Origin of the sequence: Rhizobium sp. Rhizsp82, assembly GCF_047325115.1 — a bacterium.
GTDB lineage: Bacteria > Pseudomonadota > Alphaproteobacteria > Rhizobiales > Rhizobiaceae > Rhizobium.
The window spans coordinates 1,147,020-1,166,457 of sequence record NZ_CP168571.1 but is presented as its reverse complement, the minus strand read 5'-3'; the positions used below and the strand labels follow the sequence as shown (position 1 = coordinate 1,166,457).

The window sequence follows — 19,438 nt, the reverse complement described above, 5'->3', positions numbered from 1 at the left end:
CCGTTTCCACACAAGGCGCTCACCGGAGCGCTGACTCGATTGGGCAAGACTGCGGGCCTTGAATTTCGCCCGTGACAGGGGATTTTGAAAATGAGCAACTCTACTCTGAGCGAAGGCGGCCAGGTAATTCGCGGCGGACGAAATCGCGCTTTGACGGCGGTCTTCCTCGCAGGTGTTTCGTCGGTCGCGCTTTTCGCGACGATGCCGCCGAATAGTGCGATGGCGGCTGATTGCGTTGTATCCGGCAATGTCATTGCCGACCAGACTGACTGTACCGTCGAGAATTCGGGTACGATCTCTTCGCCTGAGGCTGCGGTCCACGTCGCTCCCTCTTCCGACGGTATCTCGATTAGCAATCTGGCTGGCGGCGAGATCTCCGGTAACTGGTCTGGCGTGATGATCGACCGGTCTAGCAACAACACTATCACCAATGCTGCCGGTGCCACGATTTCCGGCACTGATGGCGTATCCGGCTCAGCAGGCATCTCCGTCACGAGCATTCCGGGGGACGGTTCGGAGCCTGATGGGACGGTGATCAACAATGCCGGTACGATCAGCGGCCATGATTTCGGTGTCGGTTTTGGATATGTCTTCGATTTCTCGATCAGCAATAGCGGCACGATTGCCAGTACGGGGGCTGACAATTTCGGTAGCCATTACGCCGGCAGCAGTGCCGGTATCTATGCATATAACACCTTCGATATCGCGATCACCAATAGTGGCACGGTGTCGAGCGTCGCCGGCACAGGCATCGATCTCTATCGCATCGGAGGCGGCGTCATTTCCAACAGCGGTACGATCTCGGGCGCTTACAACGGCCTGAATATCGACTCGGGCGGATGGGATGATTCAACGATCGCCATCACCAATAGCGGCACGATTTCGGGCGAAACGAATTCCGGAATCAACCTTGCCGACATCAACGGGCAAAGCATTTCCATTCAGAACAGCGGAACGATCTCCGGTGCCCAGAACGGGATCTATGCTGAAGACGTACAAGCAGAATTTTCGCTCGAGAACAGCGGCAATATCTACGCAGCCGGCGGCATCGGCTATCTTTATGGCGTAAGCCTTCAACGTGTCGACAACGCCACGATCGTCAACAGCGGCAAGATTTCCGGCGACTATTACGGTCTCTTCCTGAATGGCGACGAGTCTGTTGCGAGGGTGACCAATACCGGGACGATTTCCGGCTACAGCTATGGCATCTGGTCCAGCAACACCAGCCTTGATCTTGTAAACTCCGGCACGATAAGCGGTGGAATCAATGCCTTCGGCGATGACCTCAGGATTGCCAACAGCGGTTCAATAATGGGGGATCAGGCCCTGAATTTAAGTGGTGATCAGATCAGCATGACCAATAGCGGTCGGATTGCCGGTGACGACCACGGCTTGAATGCCGGCTACGGTGGGGACGTCTCGCTGATGAACAGCGGCACGATCTCCGGCGGAGATACCGCGTTGAACTCGTACAACAATACTTCCGTCTCCCTCAATAATGCCGGCACGATTTCGGGAGGTGCTTACGGGATCACATCTTCAGGCGACGGCGCTTTGTCCATTGACAATAGCGGCACGATTTCCGGTGGGCAGCTCGGCATTGTCGCCGATGCTCCCACAACGATCACCAATAGCGGCACGATCTCCGGCGGCGTGAACTCCATCCAGTTCAGCTCCAACGGAAACACGCTTAACCTCCTGCCGGGCTCGGTCATCAAGGGCGCGGTGGATTATAATTCTACCGAGAATAACTCTACGAACTTCGGTTCCGGCAGCTATTCTCTCGCCGTTGACAATTACGAGACGGCGCTCAACCAGATCAGCCTGAGCAACTCTCGCCAATCGCTGATCGTTTCCGTGGATTCGAATAGCAACAACGGCAGGCTCGAGGTCGTCGATCCCGGCGCTTCATCGATGGACGCGGCAGTTCGCGGCTATACGAATTCCGTCGGCAATGTCATCGGCTCGATCCTCAATATCGATGTCGGTTCTTCCGCAGGCGGCGATAGCGGATCGTCGGGCACCAGCGCTCTCGGCTATGCCGAGGAAAAGAAGCCGACGGGTTCGGCAGCCGCCGTTCAGAAGCTTGGCGAGGGCACGGCTGTCGACCGCTTCGGCAACCTGTTCTGGATGCGCGCCTTCGGCGGCCAGACCTTCGACAACGATAGCGACACGCGCTCCAGCAACTACGGCGTGGCTGCCGGTGTCGACCGGCAGTTCGACGATGGCCGCTTCGGCGTGCTCGCCGGCTACGGCCGCATCATCAACCGCGCCGACGACGGCTCCGGCCAGACGGCGGGCAATACCGGCTTCGGCGGCGTCTATATGCGCAACGATTTCAGCGGCGTGACGCTCGATAGCTCGCTGGTGGCCGGTGGCATCGAGAATGACAGCCGCCGCGAGATCTTCGGTTCCGATCCGGCCCGCGGCTCGTTCGCCGGCTGGTACGTCTCGCCGGAGATCGCGATCTCGCAGAAGCATGAAGTCGCTCCGGGCTGGACCTTCACCCCGGCGGCACGGCTGCGCTACACGGCAGGCTTCTATCAGGGTTATTCCGAAACCGGCTCGACGCAGAACATCTCCTACGACGACCGTACTTCACACACGCTCGAAGGCATTCTGGAAGGCAAGCTGACCAACCAGACGAAGCTGACGAACGGCATGGTGGCGAATGTCTCGCTGAGCGCTGCCCTCGTCGACACGCTGAACCTCGGGGCTTCCGGCCTGAACGCCAGCCTGAGCGGCACGGACTTCATGGTCTCCGCCATCAGCGACCGTAATCTCGTCGGCGGCCGTTTCGGACTGTCGGGTGAATTGCAGGTCAACCCGCAGACGACGCTCTACAGCGGCGTCACGCTCGGGACCTATACCAGCGAGGTCAACTCCTGGTCGGCAAATGCGGGCGTGAAGGTCGAATTCTGAGATCGGCCTGAAGCATCTGCATGTTCTCGAAGAGCGGATCGGCAAGATCCGCTCTTCGGTTTTTCTATGCGCTGCGTGGCCGGGCCATCGCGCGCGGGCGTCTCATTTCCATTCCCAGAGCCGCTTCGACGCATAGGGTCTGCTGCTGACGACTCCGCGCGGCTCTCCGCTCGCCGCCACATAGCGCCCGGCATCTTCGGCATCGTCGACGCCGACGAGGATCATCCTGGTGGAGCTCTTCGACGGCGCGCCCTTCGCTCGCAGTTCGACATTGATCACCGCATGCGGATAGTCCTCGTGCAGCTTGATCATCGGCTCGCCCGACAGCGCGATATGGTGTTGCATCGCCAGAAACGACAGGACGCGCTCATAGGCGGCCGCGGGAGAAACCGGTCGGTCGCCATCGGCCGTGCGCGCATAGGCCATCGTATCGACCTGCCCCTTCTGCTTGCGCATTTCATAGACGAGCAGATTCGAGCCCATGGCGAGCTCCGCGTGGAGATCGAAGGTCTGGTAACGGTCTCCGCGCTCGTGAAGATCGGCCAAACGGGCCTTCATGTCCTCGGCAAAATCGGAATATCGGGATGGTGTCATAGCTTGTCCGCCTTCAAATACTGCCGCGCAATCGCATGGCGCTCCCCTCGGCGCAAGAGGGGCGATGCCCGGCATCTCCGTCCATAAGCGGACTCTTTTCATTTCTGCTCATAGAGCCACTTTCCCGGTTGACAGGACCACTTCCGCAGATATTCTATTATAAAACCTGATATAACATAATTGCGGAACAACAAACCGGGAGCATGAAATGAAGACTCTTGTCGCTTTCCTTCTCGGCACTGCGCTGGTCGCTCTGCCGACAACGATGATGGCTCAGGAAAAGGGTGGCGTCATCAACGTCGCGACGATCGGCGAGCCGCCGACGCTCGACCCGATGTCCTCGACCGCCGATCTGGTCGGCATCGTCACGCAGCACATTTTCGAAACGCTCTACACGTTCGACAAGAGCTGGAACATCACGCCGCTGCTGGCCGAAAGCCTGCCGGAAATCAGCGCTGACGGTAAGATCTATACGATCAAGCTGCGCACCGGCATCAAGTTCCACGACAATACGGACATGACCTCCGACGACGTCGTCGCCTCGCTCAATCGCTGGACGAAGATCGCTTCGCGCGGCAAGCAGGTGGCGGGCTTTATCGATTCCATCGCCGCCGTCGATCCAGCGACCGTCAAGATCACGCTGAAACAGCCCTATGCGCCGCTGACCTCGCTGCTCGCCTTCAACAACTCCGCCGCCATCATCATTCCGTCCGAAAAGCAGGACGAGCCGATGAAGGAATTCATCGGTACCGGCCCCTACATGCTCAAGGAGCGCAAGGCGGACCAGTATATCCAGCTGGTGCGCTTCGACGGCTACAAGTCGCGTGATGGCGAGAGCAATGGTTACGGCGGCGCCCGCCACCAGTATCTCGACGAAATCCGCTTCGTGCCGGTTCCGGATGCCAATACCCGCGTTGAGGCTGCCGTCTCCGGACAGTATGATTATGTCGACTCCATCCCGGTCGAATCCTTCGACAAGCTGAAGGGATCGAGCGCCTCGCAGCCGGTCATCCTGAAGCCCTTCGGCTATCCGGTCTTCGTCTTCAACACGAAGGAAGGCATTGCCAAGAATGTCGAGGTCCGCAAGGCGATCCGCCAGGCGCTCAGCATGGAAGACATGCTGGCAGCAGCCTTCGGCAGCACGGATTTCTACACGCTCGACGGCGATATCTATCCGAAGCCCTTCGCATGGAATACCGATGCAGGCGTCGAAGGCAATTACAACGTCGCCGATCCGGAAGGCGCTGCGACGGCCGCCAAGGCGGCCGGCTATAATGGCGAGCCGATCCGCATCCTGACGAGCCGTCAGTACGAGTTCCATTACAAGATGGCGCAGGTTGCCGCCGAATACCTGAAGATGGCGGGCTTCACCGTCGACCTGCAGGTCGTCGACTGGGCAACGCTGACGCAGCGCCGCACCGATCCCAAGCTCTGGGATATCTACATCACCCACAGCCCGTTCCTGCCCGAACCGGCGCTGATCGGCTCGCTCTCGCCGAGCTCGCCCGGCTGGTGGGATACGCCGGCCCGCAAGGCGACCGTCGATGCCTTCACCTCGGAAGTCGATCCGCAGAAGCGCATCGCGCTCTGGGCCGATGTCCAGAAGGCGATGTATGACGAGCTGCCCTACATGAAGATCGGTGATTTCAACGCTGTTTCGGCGAAGTCGAACAAGCTCGAAGGCGTCGATCCGGCTCCGTGGCCGTACTTCTGGAACGCGTCCATCAAGAAGTAAGCTACAGGGTCCGACGATGATCGCGGCGGCAACCTCTCACTCCCTCATCCCTGTGCTTGTCACAGGGATCCAGCCACGGCGCGTCTGCGCCGTGAATGACCTGAATTCTTGCAAGGAGTCTCTTGCGCCCAAGGACTTGGGCGCGCTGGATTCCTGTGACCAGCACAGGAATGAGGGAGAGATTGTTGCCGCCGTCTACTTCCAACCGTGTGCGGGGTTCATGCCTCAATGATACGCTACATCCTCCAGCGCCTTGCGGGCATGATCGTCGTGATGTTCCTCGTCGTCACGATCGTCTTCGTCATCGTGCGCGTCACGCCGGGTGATCCGGCGGCCGTGATGCTCGGTCCCGATGCGACGTCGCAGGATATTGCCGATCTGCGCGCCAGCCTCGGTCTCGACCGGTCTCTCGGCGTCCAATACATCTATTATGTCGGTCAGCTCCTGAGGGGCGATCTCGGCCAGTCGATTTTCCTGAATATGCCTGTCACCTCGGCACTTCTCGATCGCGCCGAGCCGACCTTCTTCCTGACGATCTTCTCGCTTGCCATTGCCAGCATCATCGCCCTGCCGATCGGCATCTACGCCGCCTACCGGCGCGGTTCCTTCGTCGACCAGGCGGCGACGACGCTTGCGATGTTTGCGGCGAGCATTCCGAGCTTCTGGCTCGGCCTGATCCTGATGCAGATCTTCGCCGTCCGTTTCGGCATGTTCCCGGTCTCGGGCTATGGCGGTCCGGGCTCGACATTCCTTGACCGGATGTATCACCTGACGCTGCCCGCCTTCGCGCTCGGCATCGTCTCCTCGGCACTGATCCTGCGCTTTACCCGCGCCTCGATGCTGGATGTGCTCGGCGACGATTACATCCGCACGGCGCGCGCCAAGGGTCTGATCGAGCGCAAGGTGATCCTCAAGCACGCGTTGAAGAACGCGCTGATCCCGATCCTGACCGTGCTCGGCCTGACGGCTGCCGTCCTGATCTCCGGCGCGGTGGTGACCGAGACCGTCTTCGGTCTCCCCGGCGTCGGCAATCTCGTCGTCTCGGCCGTTCTGCGCCGCGACTATCCGGTGATCCAGGGTGCGTTGCTCGTCATAGCCGCGCTCTACGTCTTGATCAATTTTGCAATCGACATGCTCTATTTGCTGGTCGATCCGAGGGTGCGCTACTGATGAGCGATATCGCGATCAAGCCGGCCGAAAGCGAAGGCCGCAAGTTCCTCCGCCGCTTCCTGAAGCGCAAGACGGTCGCCTTCGGCGTCCTCATCCTCGTCGTCTTCGTGCTGCTGGCGATCTTCGCGCCTTGGGTTGCGCCCTATTCGCCCTCGAAGCTCTCGATCGTCAACCGGCTGAAGCCGCCGAGCGGAACTTATTTCTTCGGCACCGACGAGTTCGGTCGCGATGTCCTGTCGCGCACGATCTTTGCCGGGCGGCTGTCGCTGCTGGTCGGTGCCGCCGTCGTGGCGCTCTCTGCGGTCATCGGTGTGACGCTCGGCCTGCTCGCCGGCTTCTTCAAGAAGCTCGACACGCCGATCGCCCGCCTGATTGATGCGATGATGGCATTCCCCGACATTCTTCTGGCAATCGCACTCGTCGCGGCACTCGGCCCATCGCTGACGACCGTCATCGTCGCGCTGTCGATCGTCTATGCGCCGCGTCTTGCCCGCATCGTTCGCGCCTCGACGCTTGTCATCCGCGAGCTGCCCTATGTCGAGGCGGCCCAGGCGCTGGGCATCTCGACCTTCCACATCATGACGCGCCATGTGCTGAGGAACCTCCTGTCGCCGATCCTGGTGCAGGCGACCTTCCTGTTTGCCAGCGCCATGCTCGCCGAGGCCGGGCTCTCCTTCCTCGGCCTCGGCGTCAGCCCGGAAATCCCGACCTGGGGAACCATGATTGCGGCCGGCCGCCAATATATCGGCCAGGCCGACTGGATGACGCTGTTTCCGGGTGTCGCCATCATTCTCTCCGTGCTCTCGCTCCAGATGGTCGGTGACGGTCTGCGCGACATGCTCGATCCCAAACTTCGAAAGGACTTGTAAATGACCGGTGATAAAGCGGCCAAGCCGCTCCTCCTCACCAATGTGAAGCCGATGGCATTCGGCGCCGATACGCCCGCTGGCGCCGTCGATATCCTTGTCGATGGCGAGGGCAAGATCGCCAAGATCGGCCAGCAGCTCGCCGTTGGCGATGACGTGACGCGCGTCGATGGCAAGGGCGCCTGGATTTCGCCCGGCTGGGTCGATCTGCACGTCCATATCTGGCATGGCGGCACCGATATCTCGATCCGCCCGTCCGAATGCGGCGCCGAGCGCGGCGTCACCACCCTCGTCGATGCGGGATCGGCCGGCGAAGCCAATTTTCACGGCTTCCGCGAATACATCATCGAGCCATCCAGGGAGCGCATCAAGGCATTCCTGAACCTCGGGTCCATCGGCCTCGTCGCCTGCAACCGCGTGACCGAACTGCGTGACATCAAGGATATCGATCTCGATCGCATCCTCGAATGCTATGCCGAAAACAGCGAGCATATCGTCGGCCTGAAGGTGCGCGCCAGCCACGTCATCACCGGCTCCTGGGGCGTGACCCCGGTCAAGCTCGGCAAGAAGATCTCGAAGATCCTGAAGATCCCGATGATGGTGCATGTCGGCGAGCCGCCGGCGCTCTATGACGAAGTGCTGGAAATTCTCGGTCCTGGCGACGTCGTCACGCATTGCTTCAACGGCAAGGCGGGTTCGAGCATTATGGAAGACGAGGACCTCTTCAATCTGGCGGAGCGTTGCGCCGGCGAGGGCATCCGCCTCGATATCGGCCATGGCGGCGCCTCCTTCTCCTTCAAGGTGGCGGAAGCAGCGATCAATCGCGGCCTGTTGCCCTTCTCGATCTCGACCGACCTGCACGGCCACTCGATGAACTTCCCGGTCTGGGATCTGGCGACGACGATGTCGAAGCTGCTCTCGGTCGGAATGCCCTTCGACAAGGTCGTCGAAGCCGTCACCCATCACCCGGCATCGGTCATCAAGCTGTCGATGGAAAACCGCCTGGCCGTCGGTCAGCGTGCCGATTTCACCATCTTCGACCTGATCGATTCCGACATCGAGGCGACCGATTCCAACGGCGACGTCTCGGTGCTCAACAAGCTGTTTGAGCCGCGCTACGCCGTCATCGGCAGCGAGGCGATTACCGCCAGCCGTTATATCCCCCGTGCCCGCAGGCTGGTTCGTCACAGCCACGGCTATTCCTACCGCTAAGAGAAGAAAACAGAAATCGCATGACAGGAGCCTACGTGAACACGTCTCCAGCTACCGCCAAGATCTCGGGCACGCCTGCCGAAAGGCTGGCCGCGCTCGGCATCGCCCTGCCGCCGGCGCCGCCGCCGATCGCCAACTTCGTGACACATGTCATCGAGGGCAATATTCTCTATCTCTCCGGCCAGGGGCCGCGGGAAGCCGATGGCTTTCTGCACACCGGCAAGGTCGGCGGCACTGTCGGCGTCGAGGACGCCTACAAGCATGCGCGGCTGACAGGCATCAACCTGCTCGCCGTCATGCAGGATGCGCTGGGCGATCTCTCGCGCGTCAAGCGCGTCGTCAAGCTGCTCGGCATGGTCAATGCCGTACCCGACTTCCTCGATCATCCGAGCGTCATCAACGGCTGCTCCGACCTCTTCAACGACGTTTTCGGCGAAGAGGCCGGCCAGCATGCGCGCTCGGCGGTCGGCTTCGGCTCTCTGCCCGGCAATATCACCGTCGAGATCGAAGCGATCGTCGCCCTGCGCGACTAGAGGAGGATGTCAGTGGTTGCGCCAGCCCATGATCTTTTCGATGCGTTCCGCCGACGCGCGCACATGCGCCGTGTAGCGGTTCTCGTCCGAAAAGGCCTTCTGTTCGGGAAGGACGATGGAAATGGTGGCAACGCATTCGCCGTCACGGTCGCAGATCGGCGAGGCTATGCAGGCAACCGCATAGTCCGATTCACCGGCCTGGATCGACAGGCGCGCGTCGAAAGCGGCGCCCGCCGAACTCGACAGCACTTCGGCATCCATCTCGGCGCGTCCCGTCGGCGAGGTCTTGGCGCAGCGCTTGAAGAGCTCGACACGCTCGGCCTCCGGCAGGTGGCCTGCCAGCAGGCGGCCGGATGCCGTCCAGTTCAGCGGCACGCGCGTTCCGACGCGCGATGCCACCTGGAAATGGCTCGGGCCGTCGGCCATGGCGAGCACCAGCATGTAATCGCCGTCGCGGCCGCAGACCTGCACGGTCTCGCCGGCTTCGCGGCAGAGATCGTGCATTTCATGGGTGGCAACGCTCATGAAATCCAGCGAGCGGGCATAGGCCAGGCCGTAGTGGTAGAGCCGCGGTCCAAGCCATACGGAGCCATCCGTATTGCGCGTCAACATGTTCTTTTCGACCAGATCGTCGACGATCACATAGACCGTCGACAGCGGTGCCTTGACCGCCTTGGCGATCGCGTAGACACCCGCGGGCGATCCGGTTTCGTAAAGGTAATCAATCACCTGCAGAGCACGGTCGATGCCGCTCACGCGCGAGCGGCGTGCGGTCTTTTCGCTGCCGGTCTCTTCGGCGGAGGTGTTGTCTTCGGAGTAAACCGGAGATGATGTCTTGCCGTCCAATTCCACGTCCCTCGTATGCAGATGCGAGTTTATTACATTACTATGGCATAGCCGTCACTGAGGCAAATCGCAACACCCCATGTGACCAGGCACTCGAAATTGGAGACAACAATGTCTGATGACATCCGCCCGTCGATCGGCCTTCGCCCGGTCATCAACGTTTCCGGCACCATGACCAGCCTCGGCGCATCGATCGTCGTTCCCGAGGCGATCGCCGCCATGTCGTCGATCCTGCCGCAGTTCGTCGAGGTCAACGATCTGCAGCGCAAGGCGAGCGCCGTGATCGCCCGGCTGACGGGCGGCGAGGCCGGTTTCGTCACCGCGTCCTGCTCGGCTGGCATTTCGCTGGCGGTCGCCGGCACCATCACCGGCAACAATCTGCTGGCGATCGAAAAGCTGCCTGAGGTCATCACCGACAAGAACGAAGTTCTCGTGCAGATGGGTCATGTCGTCAGCTACGGCGCGCCTGTCGATCAGGCGATCCGTCTGGCCGGTGGCAAGGTCGTGCTCGTCGGGCAGGCCACCTCGACGCATCGCTTTCACATGGAAAATGCGATCACCGAAAAGACGGCGGCCGCCGTCTATGTCGTCTCGCATCACGTCGTCGATTACGGCCTGCTGAACCTCAAGGAGTTCGTCGAGATCGCCCATGCCAAGGGCGTGCCCGTCATCGTCGATGCGGCCTCGGAATATGATCTGAAGATCTTCCTGGAGCAGGGGGCCGATATTGCGCTCTATTCCGGCCACAAGTTCCTGGGCGGCCCGACCTCCGGCATCGTCGCCGGCAAGAAGGAACTGGTGCGCAACGCCTTCCTGCAGAACATGGGCATCGGCCGCGGCATGAAGGTCGGCAAGGAAAGCATTTTCGGCGTCATGGCGGCGCTCGAAGCCTGGGAGAAGCGCGATCACGCCGGCATCCGCGAGCGCGAGACGGGTTATCTCAATCTCTGGAAGCAGACGCTGGACGGCCGCCCCGGCGTCACCGCCCTGATCGAGCCCGACCCGACCAACAACCCGCTCGACCGCATGCGCGTCATCGTCAAGGCCGATGAGGCCCATATCACCGCCTGGGATCTCGCCGATGCGCTGGCGCGCGGCACGCCGCCGATCATCGTGCGCGATCACGAAGTCGAGCATCACTATTTCTACCTCGACCCCTGCAACCTGCATGCGGGCCAGGAAAAGATCGTCGCCAGCCGTATTGGCGAGGAACTCGACAAGGCGCGCGCCTCCAACGAGATCATCGCGACGCCGATCGAAAACCGCAGCAAGCACCGCTTCGACGGCGCCCTGCGCTGGCCGGACTAAAAAGCGACGGCGGGGCGGTCTCCATACCCCTCCCGCCTGCCGGCCACCCTCCCCACGAGGGGGAGGGTTAAGACTGCCGCAGTGCCGAGCCTGCCGGGAGCAACAGAAAACGAAGGAACGACGATGAACGCGGAAGCTCAGAAAAGTCAGGCCACGGAACCGGTTCTCTCCGTCCGGAATCTGACGACATCGTTTCTCGTCGATGGCGCCTGGAAGCCTGTCGTGCGCGATGTCTCCTTCGATGTGGCACCGGGCGAGACGGTCGCGATCGTCGGCGAGAGTGGTTCGGGCAAGAGCGTCACCTCGCTCTCGATCATGCGTCTGCTGCAGGCCGATTCCAGCCGCATCGAGGGCAAGATCATGCTCGGCGGCCGCGATCTGCTTGCTTTGCCGGAAGAGCAGATGCGCAAGGTCCGCGGCAATGACGTCGCGATGATCTTCCAGGAGCCGATGACCTCGCTCAATCCGCTCTTCACGATCGGCGACCAGATCTCGGAAGCGCTGCTCTGCCACAGGCCGATGTCGAAGGCCGAGGCGCGCGCCGAAACCATCCGCCTACTTGAGAAAGTCCGCATCCCCTCTGCCGCTTCGCGTTTCGACGACTACCCGCATCGCTTCTCCGGCGGCATGCGCCAGCGCGTGATGATCGCCATGGCGCTGGCTTCGCGCCCGAAGCTGCTGATCGCCGACGAGCCGACGACGGCGCTCGACGTGACCATTCAAGGGCAGATTCTCGACCTCATCAAGATGCTGCAGGAAGAGGAGGGCACCTCGGTTCTCTTCATCACCCACGACATGGGTGTCGTCGCCGAAATCGCCGACCGCACCGTGGTCATGTATCGCGGCGAACAGGTAGAGACCGGCGAGACCGCCGATATCTTCCATCGCGGCAAGCATCCCTATACGCGCGCGCTGCTCTCGGCTGTGCCGGTTCTGGGCTCGATGACCGGCTACGAGCGCCCGCTGCGCTTTCCCGTCGTCAACACTGCGACCGGCGAATCCGACAAGCCGGTCGAAACGGCCGATACCGTTGCCTCGACCGCCCGTCCGGTTCTGGAGGTCAGGAACCTCACCAAGCGCTTCGACATCCATTCCGGCCTGTTCGGCAAGCTGACCGGCCGCGTCCATGCCGTCGAGAATGTCTCCTTCGATCTCCACGCCGGAGAGACTCTGTCGCTGGTCGGCGAATCCGGCTGCGGCAAGTCGACGACCGGCCGCGCCATCATGCGGCTGATCGAGGCGCAGAGCGGCTCAGTCATCGCCGACGGCAAGGATGTGCTGTCGCTTGACAAGGCGGGCATGCGCGAGATGCGCAAGACGGTGCAGATGATCTTCCAGGATCCCTTCGCCAGCCTCAACCCGCGCATCCGCGTCGGTGATACCATTGCCGAGCCCTATCTCGAACACAGGATGGGGACCGCAAAGCAGGCGAAGGAACGCGTCGCCGATCTCCTGACCAAGGTCGGGCTGTCGCCGGACATGGCCTCCCGCTTTCCGCACGAATTCTCCGGCGGCCAGCGCCAGCGCATCTGCATCGCCCGCGCGCTTGCCCTGGAACCGAAAGTGATCGTCGCCGACGAGAGTGTTTCCGCGCTCGACGTCTCGATCAAGGCGCAGGTCATCAACCTGATGCTCGACCTGCAGCAGAGCCTGAACCTCGCCTTCCTGTTCATCTCCCACGACATGGCTGTCGTCGAGCGCGTCAGCCACCGGGTCGCCGTCATGTATCTCGGCGAGATCGTCGAAATCGGCCCCCGCGCCGCCGTCTTCGGCAATCCGCAGCACGACTATACGAAGAAGCTGATGTCGGCGGTGCCCGTTCCCGACCCGGATCGTCGGCGCGAGAAGCGGTCTGCGGCGAACGACGAGCTTAGGAGCCCGATCCGGCCGGTCGATTATGCGATCAAGCCGCTTGAATACCGGGAAGTGTCACCGGGGCATCTGGTGGCGGTGTAAGCTAGGCGGCAGATGGGGTCTTGCAACGTTCAACCGGAACGATTTCCGCGACCGGTTGACCGTCTCTGAATATCCGTACGGTCTCGCCACCCTCGACCAGGCGGACGAGTTCGCTCAGGCGCTTTTTCGCTTCAGCTATCGTGACCTCGATCATCGCCTACCATTTCATCGCTGACGTTGGCATGATGCACGAAAAGGTTGCGGAACTCAAATGCACAAAAACAGCAAAAGCCGCCGCATGGGGGATTGCGGCGGCTTTCGCACGGGGGCAGGGAACATCCCCGGAGGTCAACCGAAGCAGCAAGCGGAGGGCGGGTTGCTTTTTGCCCGGTTGGCGATGGCGTTGATGAAATTGCCTACCTTCGAGGTGCTGGCCTCGCGTTTGCGGGCTGCCGTCTCAAGGAGTTGCTTGAAGTCTTCAAGCTTGACGCCATCGGCGCGCATCACCATGGCGATCATCGGGTCGCGAAGAGCTTCGGAAATGGTCAGGTCTCTGTTCTGTGTCATGGTAAGTCCTCCTTTCGTGGGCAGCTGCCCGTGTTCCGCTGTCGCAGCCTGCCCTCTCGGCATTGACTTTGGCGATCAGCGGTGTTACCGGTAAGTAACAATGCATTTGTTACCGATCGGTCACATCGATGTCAAGGACTTCGTCCTCAAAAAAATCAGAAACTTCGAATGAAATCTCCTTGGGCATGACAGACGAAAAGATCCCCCCGCGGGAGCGTATCGTTTCGACCGCTTCGGAGCTTTTCCGCGAGCACGGCATCCGTGGCATTGGCGTCGACGCCATTGCCGATGCGGCGCTTACGAACAAGATGACCCTCTACAGGCACTTTGGCTCCAAGGACGAGCTGATCTGTGAAACCCTGCGGCGGGCATCGGAAAAGGCCGAGCAAATCTGGCGTGATCTGGAGACTGCTCATCCCGGCAATCCGCGCGCTCAGCTTGATGCCTGGGTCGAAGGCCGCGCGCACTGTCTGAACGGCGAGCCGGCGGGCTGCGATCTTGCCAATGCGGCGATCGAGCTGAAGGGCGAGGGCCATCCGGCCTATGGCGTCATCGAGCGCCACAAGGCCGATCAGCGCCACCGCCTCGTTGCCCTCTGCGCCGCAGCCGGTGCCAGCGAGCCGCAGCTCCTGGCCGATACGCTCACGCTTCTTCTCGAAGGTGCGCGCGTGACGCGCCAGGCAATGGGCAGCGGCGGTTGCTGCAGCCATTTTGCCAAGGCGGCCAGCGCCGCCATCGCTTCTTACTGCTAAAGCGCAGCGCCGCCGTGGAACCTCCGCGGCGGCGACGCGTTACCTTCCTGGTCAGGAAGAACCCGTGGCAGTGAGATGAACTACACTTACCTCCATCGCCTGTATGCCAAGCGCGCCGAGCTGGAAGCTAAGCTCGAGCTTCATGAAGCGCGCGACTGCTTTGGTGACGAGGAGGTTGAAGACGGCACCGAAGCCGATCTGCGCCAGCGCCTGAGTGAAGTCACCCAGGAAATCGACAATCTGGAACATTCCCCTGGCCGCTAGTTGGCGGCGTCCAGAAGCTCGACGGTGCGTTTGTCGAATTCCCCCGCATAATATTTGTCGATCGCCCGGTGAAAGGGAGACCCGTGGTCGCTGATTGCGGCAAAGAGCGTGAGCGACGACCGGAACTTCAGGTCGTCGGGCGAGCCCAGGATATCGTGCGCGCTGCGATCATTGACCGAGAGCATCGCATCGACACAGCGAAGCAGCCGCGTTCCGAGAATCGGATCGGCGAGATAGGCGGCGGCTTCCTCGGCGGAACGGACGGCGTATTTCTCCGCCATCGACGATGTTCCGAGGCCCGCGATTTGCGGGAAGATGAACCACATCCAGTGCGATCGCTTGCGCCCGGCCTTCAGCTCCGACAGAGCCTGGCCGTAGAGGCCGTTCTGCGCGTCGATGAAACGGTCGAGATCGAAATTGAGATCACTGGACATGGGGCGCCTCCCTTATGCGGGGAAGATATGGGAGGCCGCGTGGATTTCCATGTCGCTGCCGTCAGCAGCCTTTTTCCGCGTAGGGGCTGTATTCGCGGCAGGAATCGAGATGGTGATGAGGGTGTGGAACGGAAGTGACCGGCGCGGCGATTGCCGAGGTCGTCACCGGATCGGTTGCGACCGGTGTGGTGAAGTGGCCGGTGAGGCCGACGATCGCAAGGAGCGCGATCGCTGCGACGACAACGAGCCGCTCTATGCCGGAAAGCCGCTGGGCCTTCACATGTTCGGCATAATCCTGCTCGCCGTCGCCGGCGCTAAAACTGTCAAAATTGGTCATGGCATGAACTCCGAATATTGCCGCGAGACCTGATATGAGCCACCGCTCACAGCAGGTGGGAGCCCGCGTGCGCCACACATTTATGTAGCCGCCTCATCAAATTTAAGCCGTCGCTTGGCAAACGCAGTGTTCAGAAAATGACATCAATAGACGTTATTGCCCGATCCGGTACTGGCGATGACGGGCGATCCGCGGTAGGTCTTTGAGCCAGCAGAGATTGCGGATTTTCTCCATGACCAAATCATATGGCGCAATGTCCATTGCGCAGCTTTCTGTCCTTATTCAAAGCGGTGAAGCGGATCCCGTCGAAGTGACGGAATCGATCCTTTCAGGCATCAAATCCTATCCGGATCAGGCGATCTTCATCTCGCTGACCGAGGATCGCGCCCTTGCCGAAGCCAAGGCGTCGGCCGCGCGCGTTAGGCAGGGCCGTTCGCTCGGCGTGCTCGATGGCATCCCGATCGCCTGGAAGGATCTCTTCGACATCGAGGGCATGGCGACGACGGCAGGTTCGAAGATTCTTGCCGGCGCGCCGGCTGCAAAGCGCGATGCGGCGATCGTCACGGCGCTGAAGCAGGCGGGGATGATTGCGCTCGGGCGGACCAACATGAGCGAGTTTGCCTTCTCCGGCCTCGGCGTCAATCCGCATTACGGCACGCCGCACAATCCCCACGGCAAGGACCAGCCGCGCATACCGGGCGGTTCGTCGTCCGGCGCAGGCGCGGCCGTTGCCGCCGGTCTGGTGCCGGTGGCGATGGGTACGGATACCGGCGGCTCCGTCCGCATCCCCGCCGCGCTGAACGGCATTACCGGCTACAAGGCGACGCGCGGACGCTACGATATGGATGGCGTGTTTCCGCTGGCCAAGAGCCTGGATTCGCTGGGGCCGCTCTGCCGCACCGTGCAGGATGCCGTCTGGATCGACGCGGCGATGCGTGGGCGAACGGCGTCCGAAGTCCGCCGCCGTGGTATTGACGGCCTGGAGATCGTCATTCCCGAGAACATCGTCTTCGACGGTGCCGAACCGGGCGTGGTTGCGGCCTTCGAGGCGAGCGTCGAACGGCTTTCGCGCGTCGGCGTGAAATTCGCCAGGATCGCAATGCCGGTCTTCGACGAGATCATCGCGCTGATGGCGAAACATGGTCCGCTGGCTTCGGCGGAAGCCTTTGCGCTTCATCGCGAGCGCCTTTCCGGCCCCGAGGCCGATGGCATGGACCATCGCGTCGTGTTGCGCACCCGGCTTGGCGAGCGCACCAGCATGGCCGACTACGTGGCGATCCTGGAAGCGCGAGCCAAGATGATCGCCGCCTCGGAATCGCTGATCGGCAATCGTCTTCTGGCCTTTCCTGCCGTCGCCCACGTTGCCCCGCCGATCGCGCCGCTGGAACAGGACGACGATCTGTTCATTGCGACCAACGGCAAGACGCTTCGCAACACGTTGCTCGGCAATTTCCTGGACTGGTGCGGCGTCTCGATGCCCTGCGGCCGCGGCGATGCCGATATGCCCGTCGGTTTCCTGCTCTCGGCGCCTGCAAACCACGACGAAGCGCTGCTTTCGGCGGCGCTGGCGATCGAGCCGGTGGTGCAGGAGGGGTTCTGAGACGGCCCGAAAGTTATCTGAAATCGGAGGAGTAAGATAATGACGTCATTGCCGAACGGCCGCTTCGCGGTCTCCACCTGGTCGCTGCACCGCCTGCTCGGGCCGACCTATCCCTATAGCCCGGATCCGGCAAAGAGCGCCGCTCGCCAGGAGCCGTATGGCGCTGGCGGCGCCTCGCTGATCGAGCTGCCGAAGCAGCTTGCCGAGCGCGGTATCTACCGTCTGGAGCTCTGCTCCTTTCATCTGCCGAGCCTCGATCCGGCCTATCTCGCCGAGTTCCGCGCGGCGATGAAGGCATCGGGCGTCTTGTTCCAGACGCTGCTCGTTGAAGACGGCGACCCGAGCCATCCCGAAACCGGCGAGCGCGATATCCGCTGGATTGCCGGCTGGATCGAGATCGCCAAGGCGCTCGGCGCGGAGAACATGCGCGTCATCGCAGGCAAGCAGAAGCCGTCGCAAGACAGCCTGCAGCGCGCGCTGACGAACCTGACATGGCTAGCCGCGCAGGCCGAAGGCAGCGGTATCCGCGTCGTCGTTGAGAACTGGTTCGACCTGCTGCCGGCACCCGAGCAGATGAACTGGCTGCTTGACGGTCTCGAAGGCAAGATCGGCCTCAACGGCGACCTCGGCAACTGGTCGGCGCCTGCGAAATATGCCGGTCTCGCCGATATCATGGGCCGCGCCGAGCTTTGCCACGCCAAGGCCGACTACAACGCATCAGGCCTCGATGCTGACGACTACGGCAAGTGCCTGGAAGCCTGCCGTGCCGCCGGTTATGCCGGCCCCTTCACGCTGATCTACGACTCACCCTTCTTCGCCGACGAGTGGGACGGCATCCTTTTGCAGAAGGCCTTTATCGAGGACTTCTTGGAAACGCGCCAACGCGCAATCGCTTGAAATGCAAGGAGACATGACATGAGCGCCCCATCGCCAATCGACGGCTTCGCAGCAAAGATCAGGAAGGGCGGCCATGGCGGCCTGGTTTCGGCCTGGATCGGCATTCCCTCGCCGCTGATGGTCAATCATCTGGCGCAGGAGGACTTCGACTCCCTCGTCCTCGACATGCAGCACGGCATGTGGGACCTCGGCACTGCTGCGGCCGCCGTAGCCCAGGTGCGGGTTGCCGGAAAACCGGCGCTGGCGCGCATTCCGGTCGGCGACTTCTCGGCCGCCTCGCGGCTTCTCGATGCCGGTTTCTCCGGCATCATCGCGCCGATGGTCAATTCCAAGGCGGATGCCGAAGCGCTCGTCAGCTTCACCAAATATCCGCCGCTCGGCGAGCGCAGCTGGGGTCCGAGCCTGGCGCTCAACCATGTCGGCATTCCGGCCTCCGAGTACCTCAAGACGGCAAACGACCTGACGGTGACGATCGCCATGGTCGAGACCCGCGCTGCGCTCGAGGCTGTCGACGACATTCTCGGCGTCGAAGGCATCGACGGCATTTTCGTCGGTCCTTCGGACCTGTCGATCGCGCTCTCGAACGGCGCCAAGGTGGCGCCGGATACGCCTGAGGTCGACAAGGAGCTGTCGCATGTGATCGCCCGCTGCCGGGCGCACAAGAAGTTCGTCTGCGCTTTCGGCAGCGACGGCGCACGCGCCGGCGAGATGCTGACGCTGGGTTGCGATCTGGTGATTGCGGCAGGCGATTCCACGCAGATCCGAAACGGAGCCGCCCGCGAGATCGCGGCAGCCCGCAAGGGTTTCAAGCGCTAACGGCCGGGCTTCACCGCCAGCCAGATGACATGGCGCGCGCCGCGTCCCTTTCCGGCGCGCGTGCTGACCGCTTCGGTGGCAAAGCCGCCATCCTTGAGGCGCCGGGTAAAGCTGGTATCCGGGCCTGACGACCAGACGGCGAGAACGCCGCCGCCGCGCAGCGCGGCCTTGGCGGCGTTGATGCCGCCGTAATCGTAGAGCCGGTCGTTGGATTTCCGGGTCAGTCCATCCGGACCGTTATCGACATCGAGGAGGATCGCATCGAACCCGGCCTTCGCGGCGCGGATCGCTTCGCCGACATCGCCTTCGAAGATCGCCACGCGCGGATCGTCGAGGCATCCCTTGAAGACTTCGGCCATCAGGCCGCGCGCCCAGGCGACAACAGCTGGCACAAGCTCGGCTACCACCACTTCGGCATCATCGGGAAGGACGGCGAGCGCTGCCCGGAGCGTAAAGCCCATGCCGAGACCGCCGATCAGCACCTTCGGCCGCTTGCGGCCCTTGATGCGCTCGTAGGAGAGGGTGGCCAGTGCTTCTTCCGAACCGCTGAGACGGCTGTTCATCAGCTCGTTGGCGCCGAGCATGATGGAGAATTCCGAGCCGCGTTGCTTCAGCCGCAGTTCGCCGCCGTCGCCGGGAATGGTTGCCTTGTCGAGTTCGATCCAGGGGAGCATGCCGTTTGCCTTCTA

At 62.0% G+C, this 19,438-nt stretch carries 20 protein-coding genes; 13 read left to right on the top strand and 7 right to left on the bottom strand.

Annotation, left to right across the window (positions count from 1 at the left end; translation table 11 throughout):
• Positions 1–90 precede the first annotated feature (90 nt).
• Positions 91–2,922 (top strand): autotransporter domain-containing protein, encoded by a 2,832-nt coding sequence (locus ACEN84_RS29575; protein ID WP_413711548.1) that lies wholly within the window; start codon positions 91–93, stop codon positions 2,920–2,922.
• Between the two features lie 102 nt (positions 2,923–3,024).
• Here the strand turns inward: ACEN84_RS29575 and ACEN84_RS29570 are convergent, their stop codons facing one another.
• On the bottom strand, positions 3,025–3,516 hold the full coding sequence (locus ACEN84_RS29570; protein WP_413711547.1) for a hypothetical protein: 492 nt from the start codon (positions 3,514–3,516) through the stop codon (positions 3,025–3,027).
• 208 nt (positions 3,517–3,724) lie between these two features.
• Between ACEN84_RS29570 and ACEN84_RS29565 the strand changes: the two genes are divergently transcribed.
• From ACEN84_RS29565 to ACEN84_RS29545, 5 genes are all read left to right on the top strand, one after another.
• On the top strand, positions 3,725–5,251 hold the full coding sequence (locus ACEN84_RS29565; RefSeq protein WP_413711546.1) for an ABC transporter substrate-binding protein: 1,527 nt from the start codon (positions 3,725–3,727) through the stop codon (positions 5,249–5,251).
• 228 nt (positions 5,252–5,479) lie between these two features.
• Positions 5,480–6,421 carry an ABC transporter permease gene (locus tag ACEN84_RS29560; RefSeq protein WP_162708614.1) on the top strand — a complete coding sequence of 314 codons (942 nt, stop codon included), beginning with the start codon at positions 5,480–5,482 and terminating at the stop codon, positions 6,419–6,421.
• Entirely contained in the window at positions 6,421–7,290 is an 870-nt protein-coding gene (locus ACEN84_RS29555; RefSeq protein WP_413711545.1) for an ABC transporter permease, read from the top strand. The genes ACEN84_RS29560 and ACEN84_RS29555 overlap by 1 nt, the downstream gene beginning before the upstream one ends.
• Positions 7,291–8,499, top strand: coding sequence for an amidohydrolase/deacetylase family metallohydrolase (locus ACEN84_RS29550; RefSeq protein WP_203431007.1), 1,209 nt, complete (start codon positions 7,291–7,293; stop codon positions 8,497–8,499).
• A 20-nt stretch (positions 8,500–8,519) separates the two neighbouring features.
• Positions 8,520–9,032, top strand: coding sequence for a RidA family protein (locus tag ACEN84_RS29545; RefSeq protein ID WP_130283713.1), 513 nt, complete (start codon positions 8,520–8,522; stop codon positions 9,030–9,032).
• Positions 9,033–9,041: 9 nt separating this feature from the next.
• Here the strand turns inward: ACEN84_RS29545 and ACEN84_RS29540 are convergent, their stop codons facing one another.
• Entirely contained in the window at positions 9,042–9,884 is an 843-nt protein-coding gene (locus ACEN84_RS29540) for an IclR family transcriptional regulator (protein WP_130283715.1), read from the bottom strand.
• Positions 9,885–9,989: 105 nt separating this feature from the next.
• Here ACEN84_RS29540 and ACEN84_RS29535 point away from each other — a divergent pair, with 105 nt between their 5' ends.
• Together ACEN84_RS29535 and ACEN84_RS29530 are read left to right on the top strand one after the other, a co-directional pair.
• Entirely contained in the window at positions 9,990–11,186 is a 1,197-nt protein-coding gene (locus ACEN84_RS29535; RefSeq protein ID WP_413711544.1) for an aminotransferase class V-fold PLP-dependent enzyme, read from the top strand.
• Between the two features lie 123 nt (positions 11,187–11,309).
• Positions 11,310–13,142, top strand: coding sequence for a dipeptide ABC transporter ATP-binding protein (locus ACEN84_RS29530; RefSeq protein WP_413711543.1), 1,833 nt, complete (start codon positions 11,310–11,312; stop codon positions 13,140–13,142).
• A 1-nt stretch (position 13,143) separates the two neighbouring features.
• Here ACEN84_RS29530 and ACEN84_RS29525 read toward each other — a convergent pair whose 3' ends face one another.
• A complete protein-coding gene (locus ACEN84_RS29525; RefSeq protein ID WP_413711542.1) occupies positions 13,144–13,296 on the bottom strand; it encodes a type II toxin-antitoxin system Phd/YefM family antitoxin in 153 nt (50 codons plus the stop codon).
• Between the two features lie 134 nt (positions 13,297–13,430).
• On the bottom strand, positions 13,431–13,649 hold the full coding sequence (locus ACEN84_RS29520; RefSeq protein WP_112712111.1) for a hypothetical protein: 219 nt from the start codon (positions 13,647–13,649) through the stop codon (positions 13,431–13,433).
• A gap of 128 nt (positions 13,650–13,777) precedes the next feature.
• Here ACEN84_RS29520 and ACEN84_RS29515 point away from each other — a divergent pair, with 128 nt between their 5' ends.
• Together ACEN84_RS29515 and ACEN84_RS29510 are read left to right on the top strand one after the other, a co-directional pair.
• Complete coding sequence (locus ACEN84_RS29515) at positions 13,778–14,401, top strand: TetR/AcrR family transcriptional regulator (RefSeq protein ID WP_413711541.1); 624 nt, start codon at positions 13,778–13,780, stop codon at positions 14,399–14,401.
• 75 nt (positions 14,402–14,476) lie between these two features.
• A complete protein-coding gene (locus ACEN84_RS29510) occupies positions 14,477–14,665 on the top strand; it encodes a hypothetical protein (RefSeq protein ID WP_112712107.1) in 189 nt (62 codons plus the stop codon).
• Here ACEN84_RS29510 and ACEN84_RS29505 read toward each other — a convergent pair.
• The gene (locus ACEN84_RS29505) at positions 14,662–15,099 is read right to left on the bottom strand and encodes a DUF1810 domain-containing protein (protein WP_413711540.1); all 438 of its coding nucleotides are present in this window, start codon (positions 15,097–15,099) and stop codon (positions 14,662–14,664) included. The two genes, ACEN84_RS29510 and ACEN84_RS29505, sit on opposite strands and share 4 nt — an antisense overlap.
• Positions 15,100–15,160: 61 nt before the next feature.
• Entirely contained in the window at positions 15,161–15,436 is a 276-nt protein-coding gene (locus tag ACEN84_RS29500; protein ID WP_112712103.1) for a hypothetical protein, read from the bottom strand.
• A gap of 232 nt (positions 15,437–15,668) precedes the next feature.
• Between ACEN84_RS29500 and ACEN84_RS29495 the strand changes: the two genes are divergently transcribed.
• From ACEN84_RS29495 to ACEN84_RS29485, 3 genes are read left to right on the top strand one after another with little or no spacing between them, the layout of a single operon-like run.
• Positions 15,669–17,036, top strand: a complete 1,368-nt coding sequence (locus ACEN84_RS29495) for an amidase (protein WP_413711539.1) — start codon at positions 15,669–15,671, stop codon at positions 17,034–17,036.
• A gap of 39 nt (positions 17,037–17,075) precedes the next feature.
• Positions 17,076–17,933 (top strand): sugar phosphate isomerase/epimerase family protein, encoded by an 858-nt coding sequence (locus ACEN84_RS29490; protein ID WP_413711538.1) that lies wholly within the window; start codon positions 17,076–17,078, stop codon positions 17,931–17,933.
• Between the two features lie 18 nt (positions 17,934–17,951).
• The gene (locus tag ACEN84_RS29485) at positions 17,952–18,749 is read left to right on the top strand and encodes an HpcH/HpaI aldolase family protein (RefSeq protein ID WP_413711537.1); all 798 of its coding nucleotides are present in this window, start codon (positions 17,952–17,954) and stop codon (positions 18,747–18,749) included.
• Here ACEN84_RS29485 and ACEN84_RS29480 read toward each other — a convergent pair.
• The gene (locus ACEN84_RS29480) at positions 18,746–19,423 is read right to left on the bottom strand and encodes a spermidine synthase (protein WP_413711536.1); all 678 of its coding nucleotides are present in this window, start codon (positions 19,421–19,423) and stop codon (positions 18,746–18,748) included. The two genes, ACEN84_RS29485 and ACEN84_RS29480, sit on opposite strands and share 4 nt — an antisense overlap.
• Between the last annotated feature and the right edge of the window lie 15 nt (positions 19,424–19,438).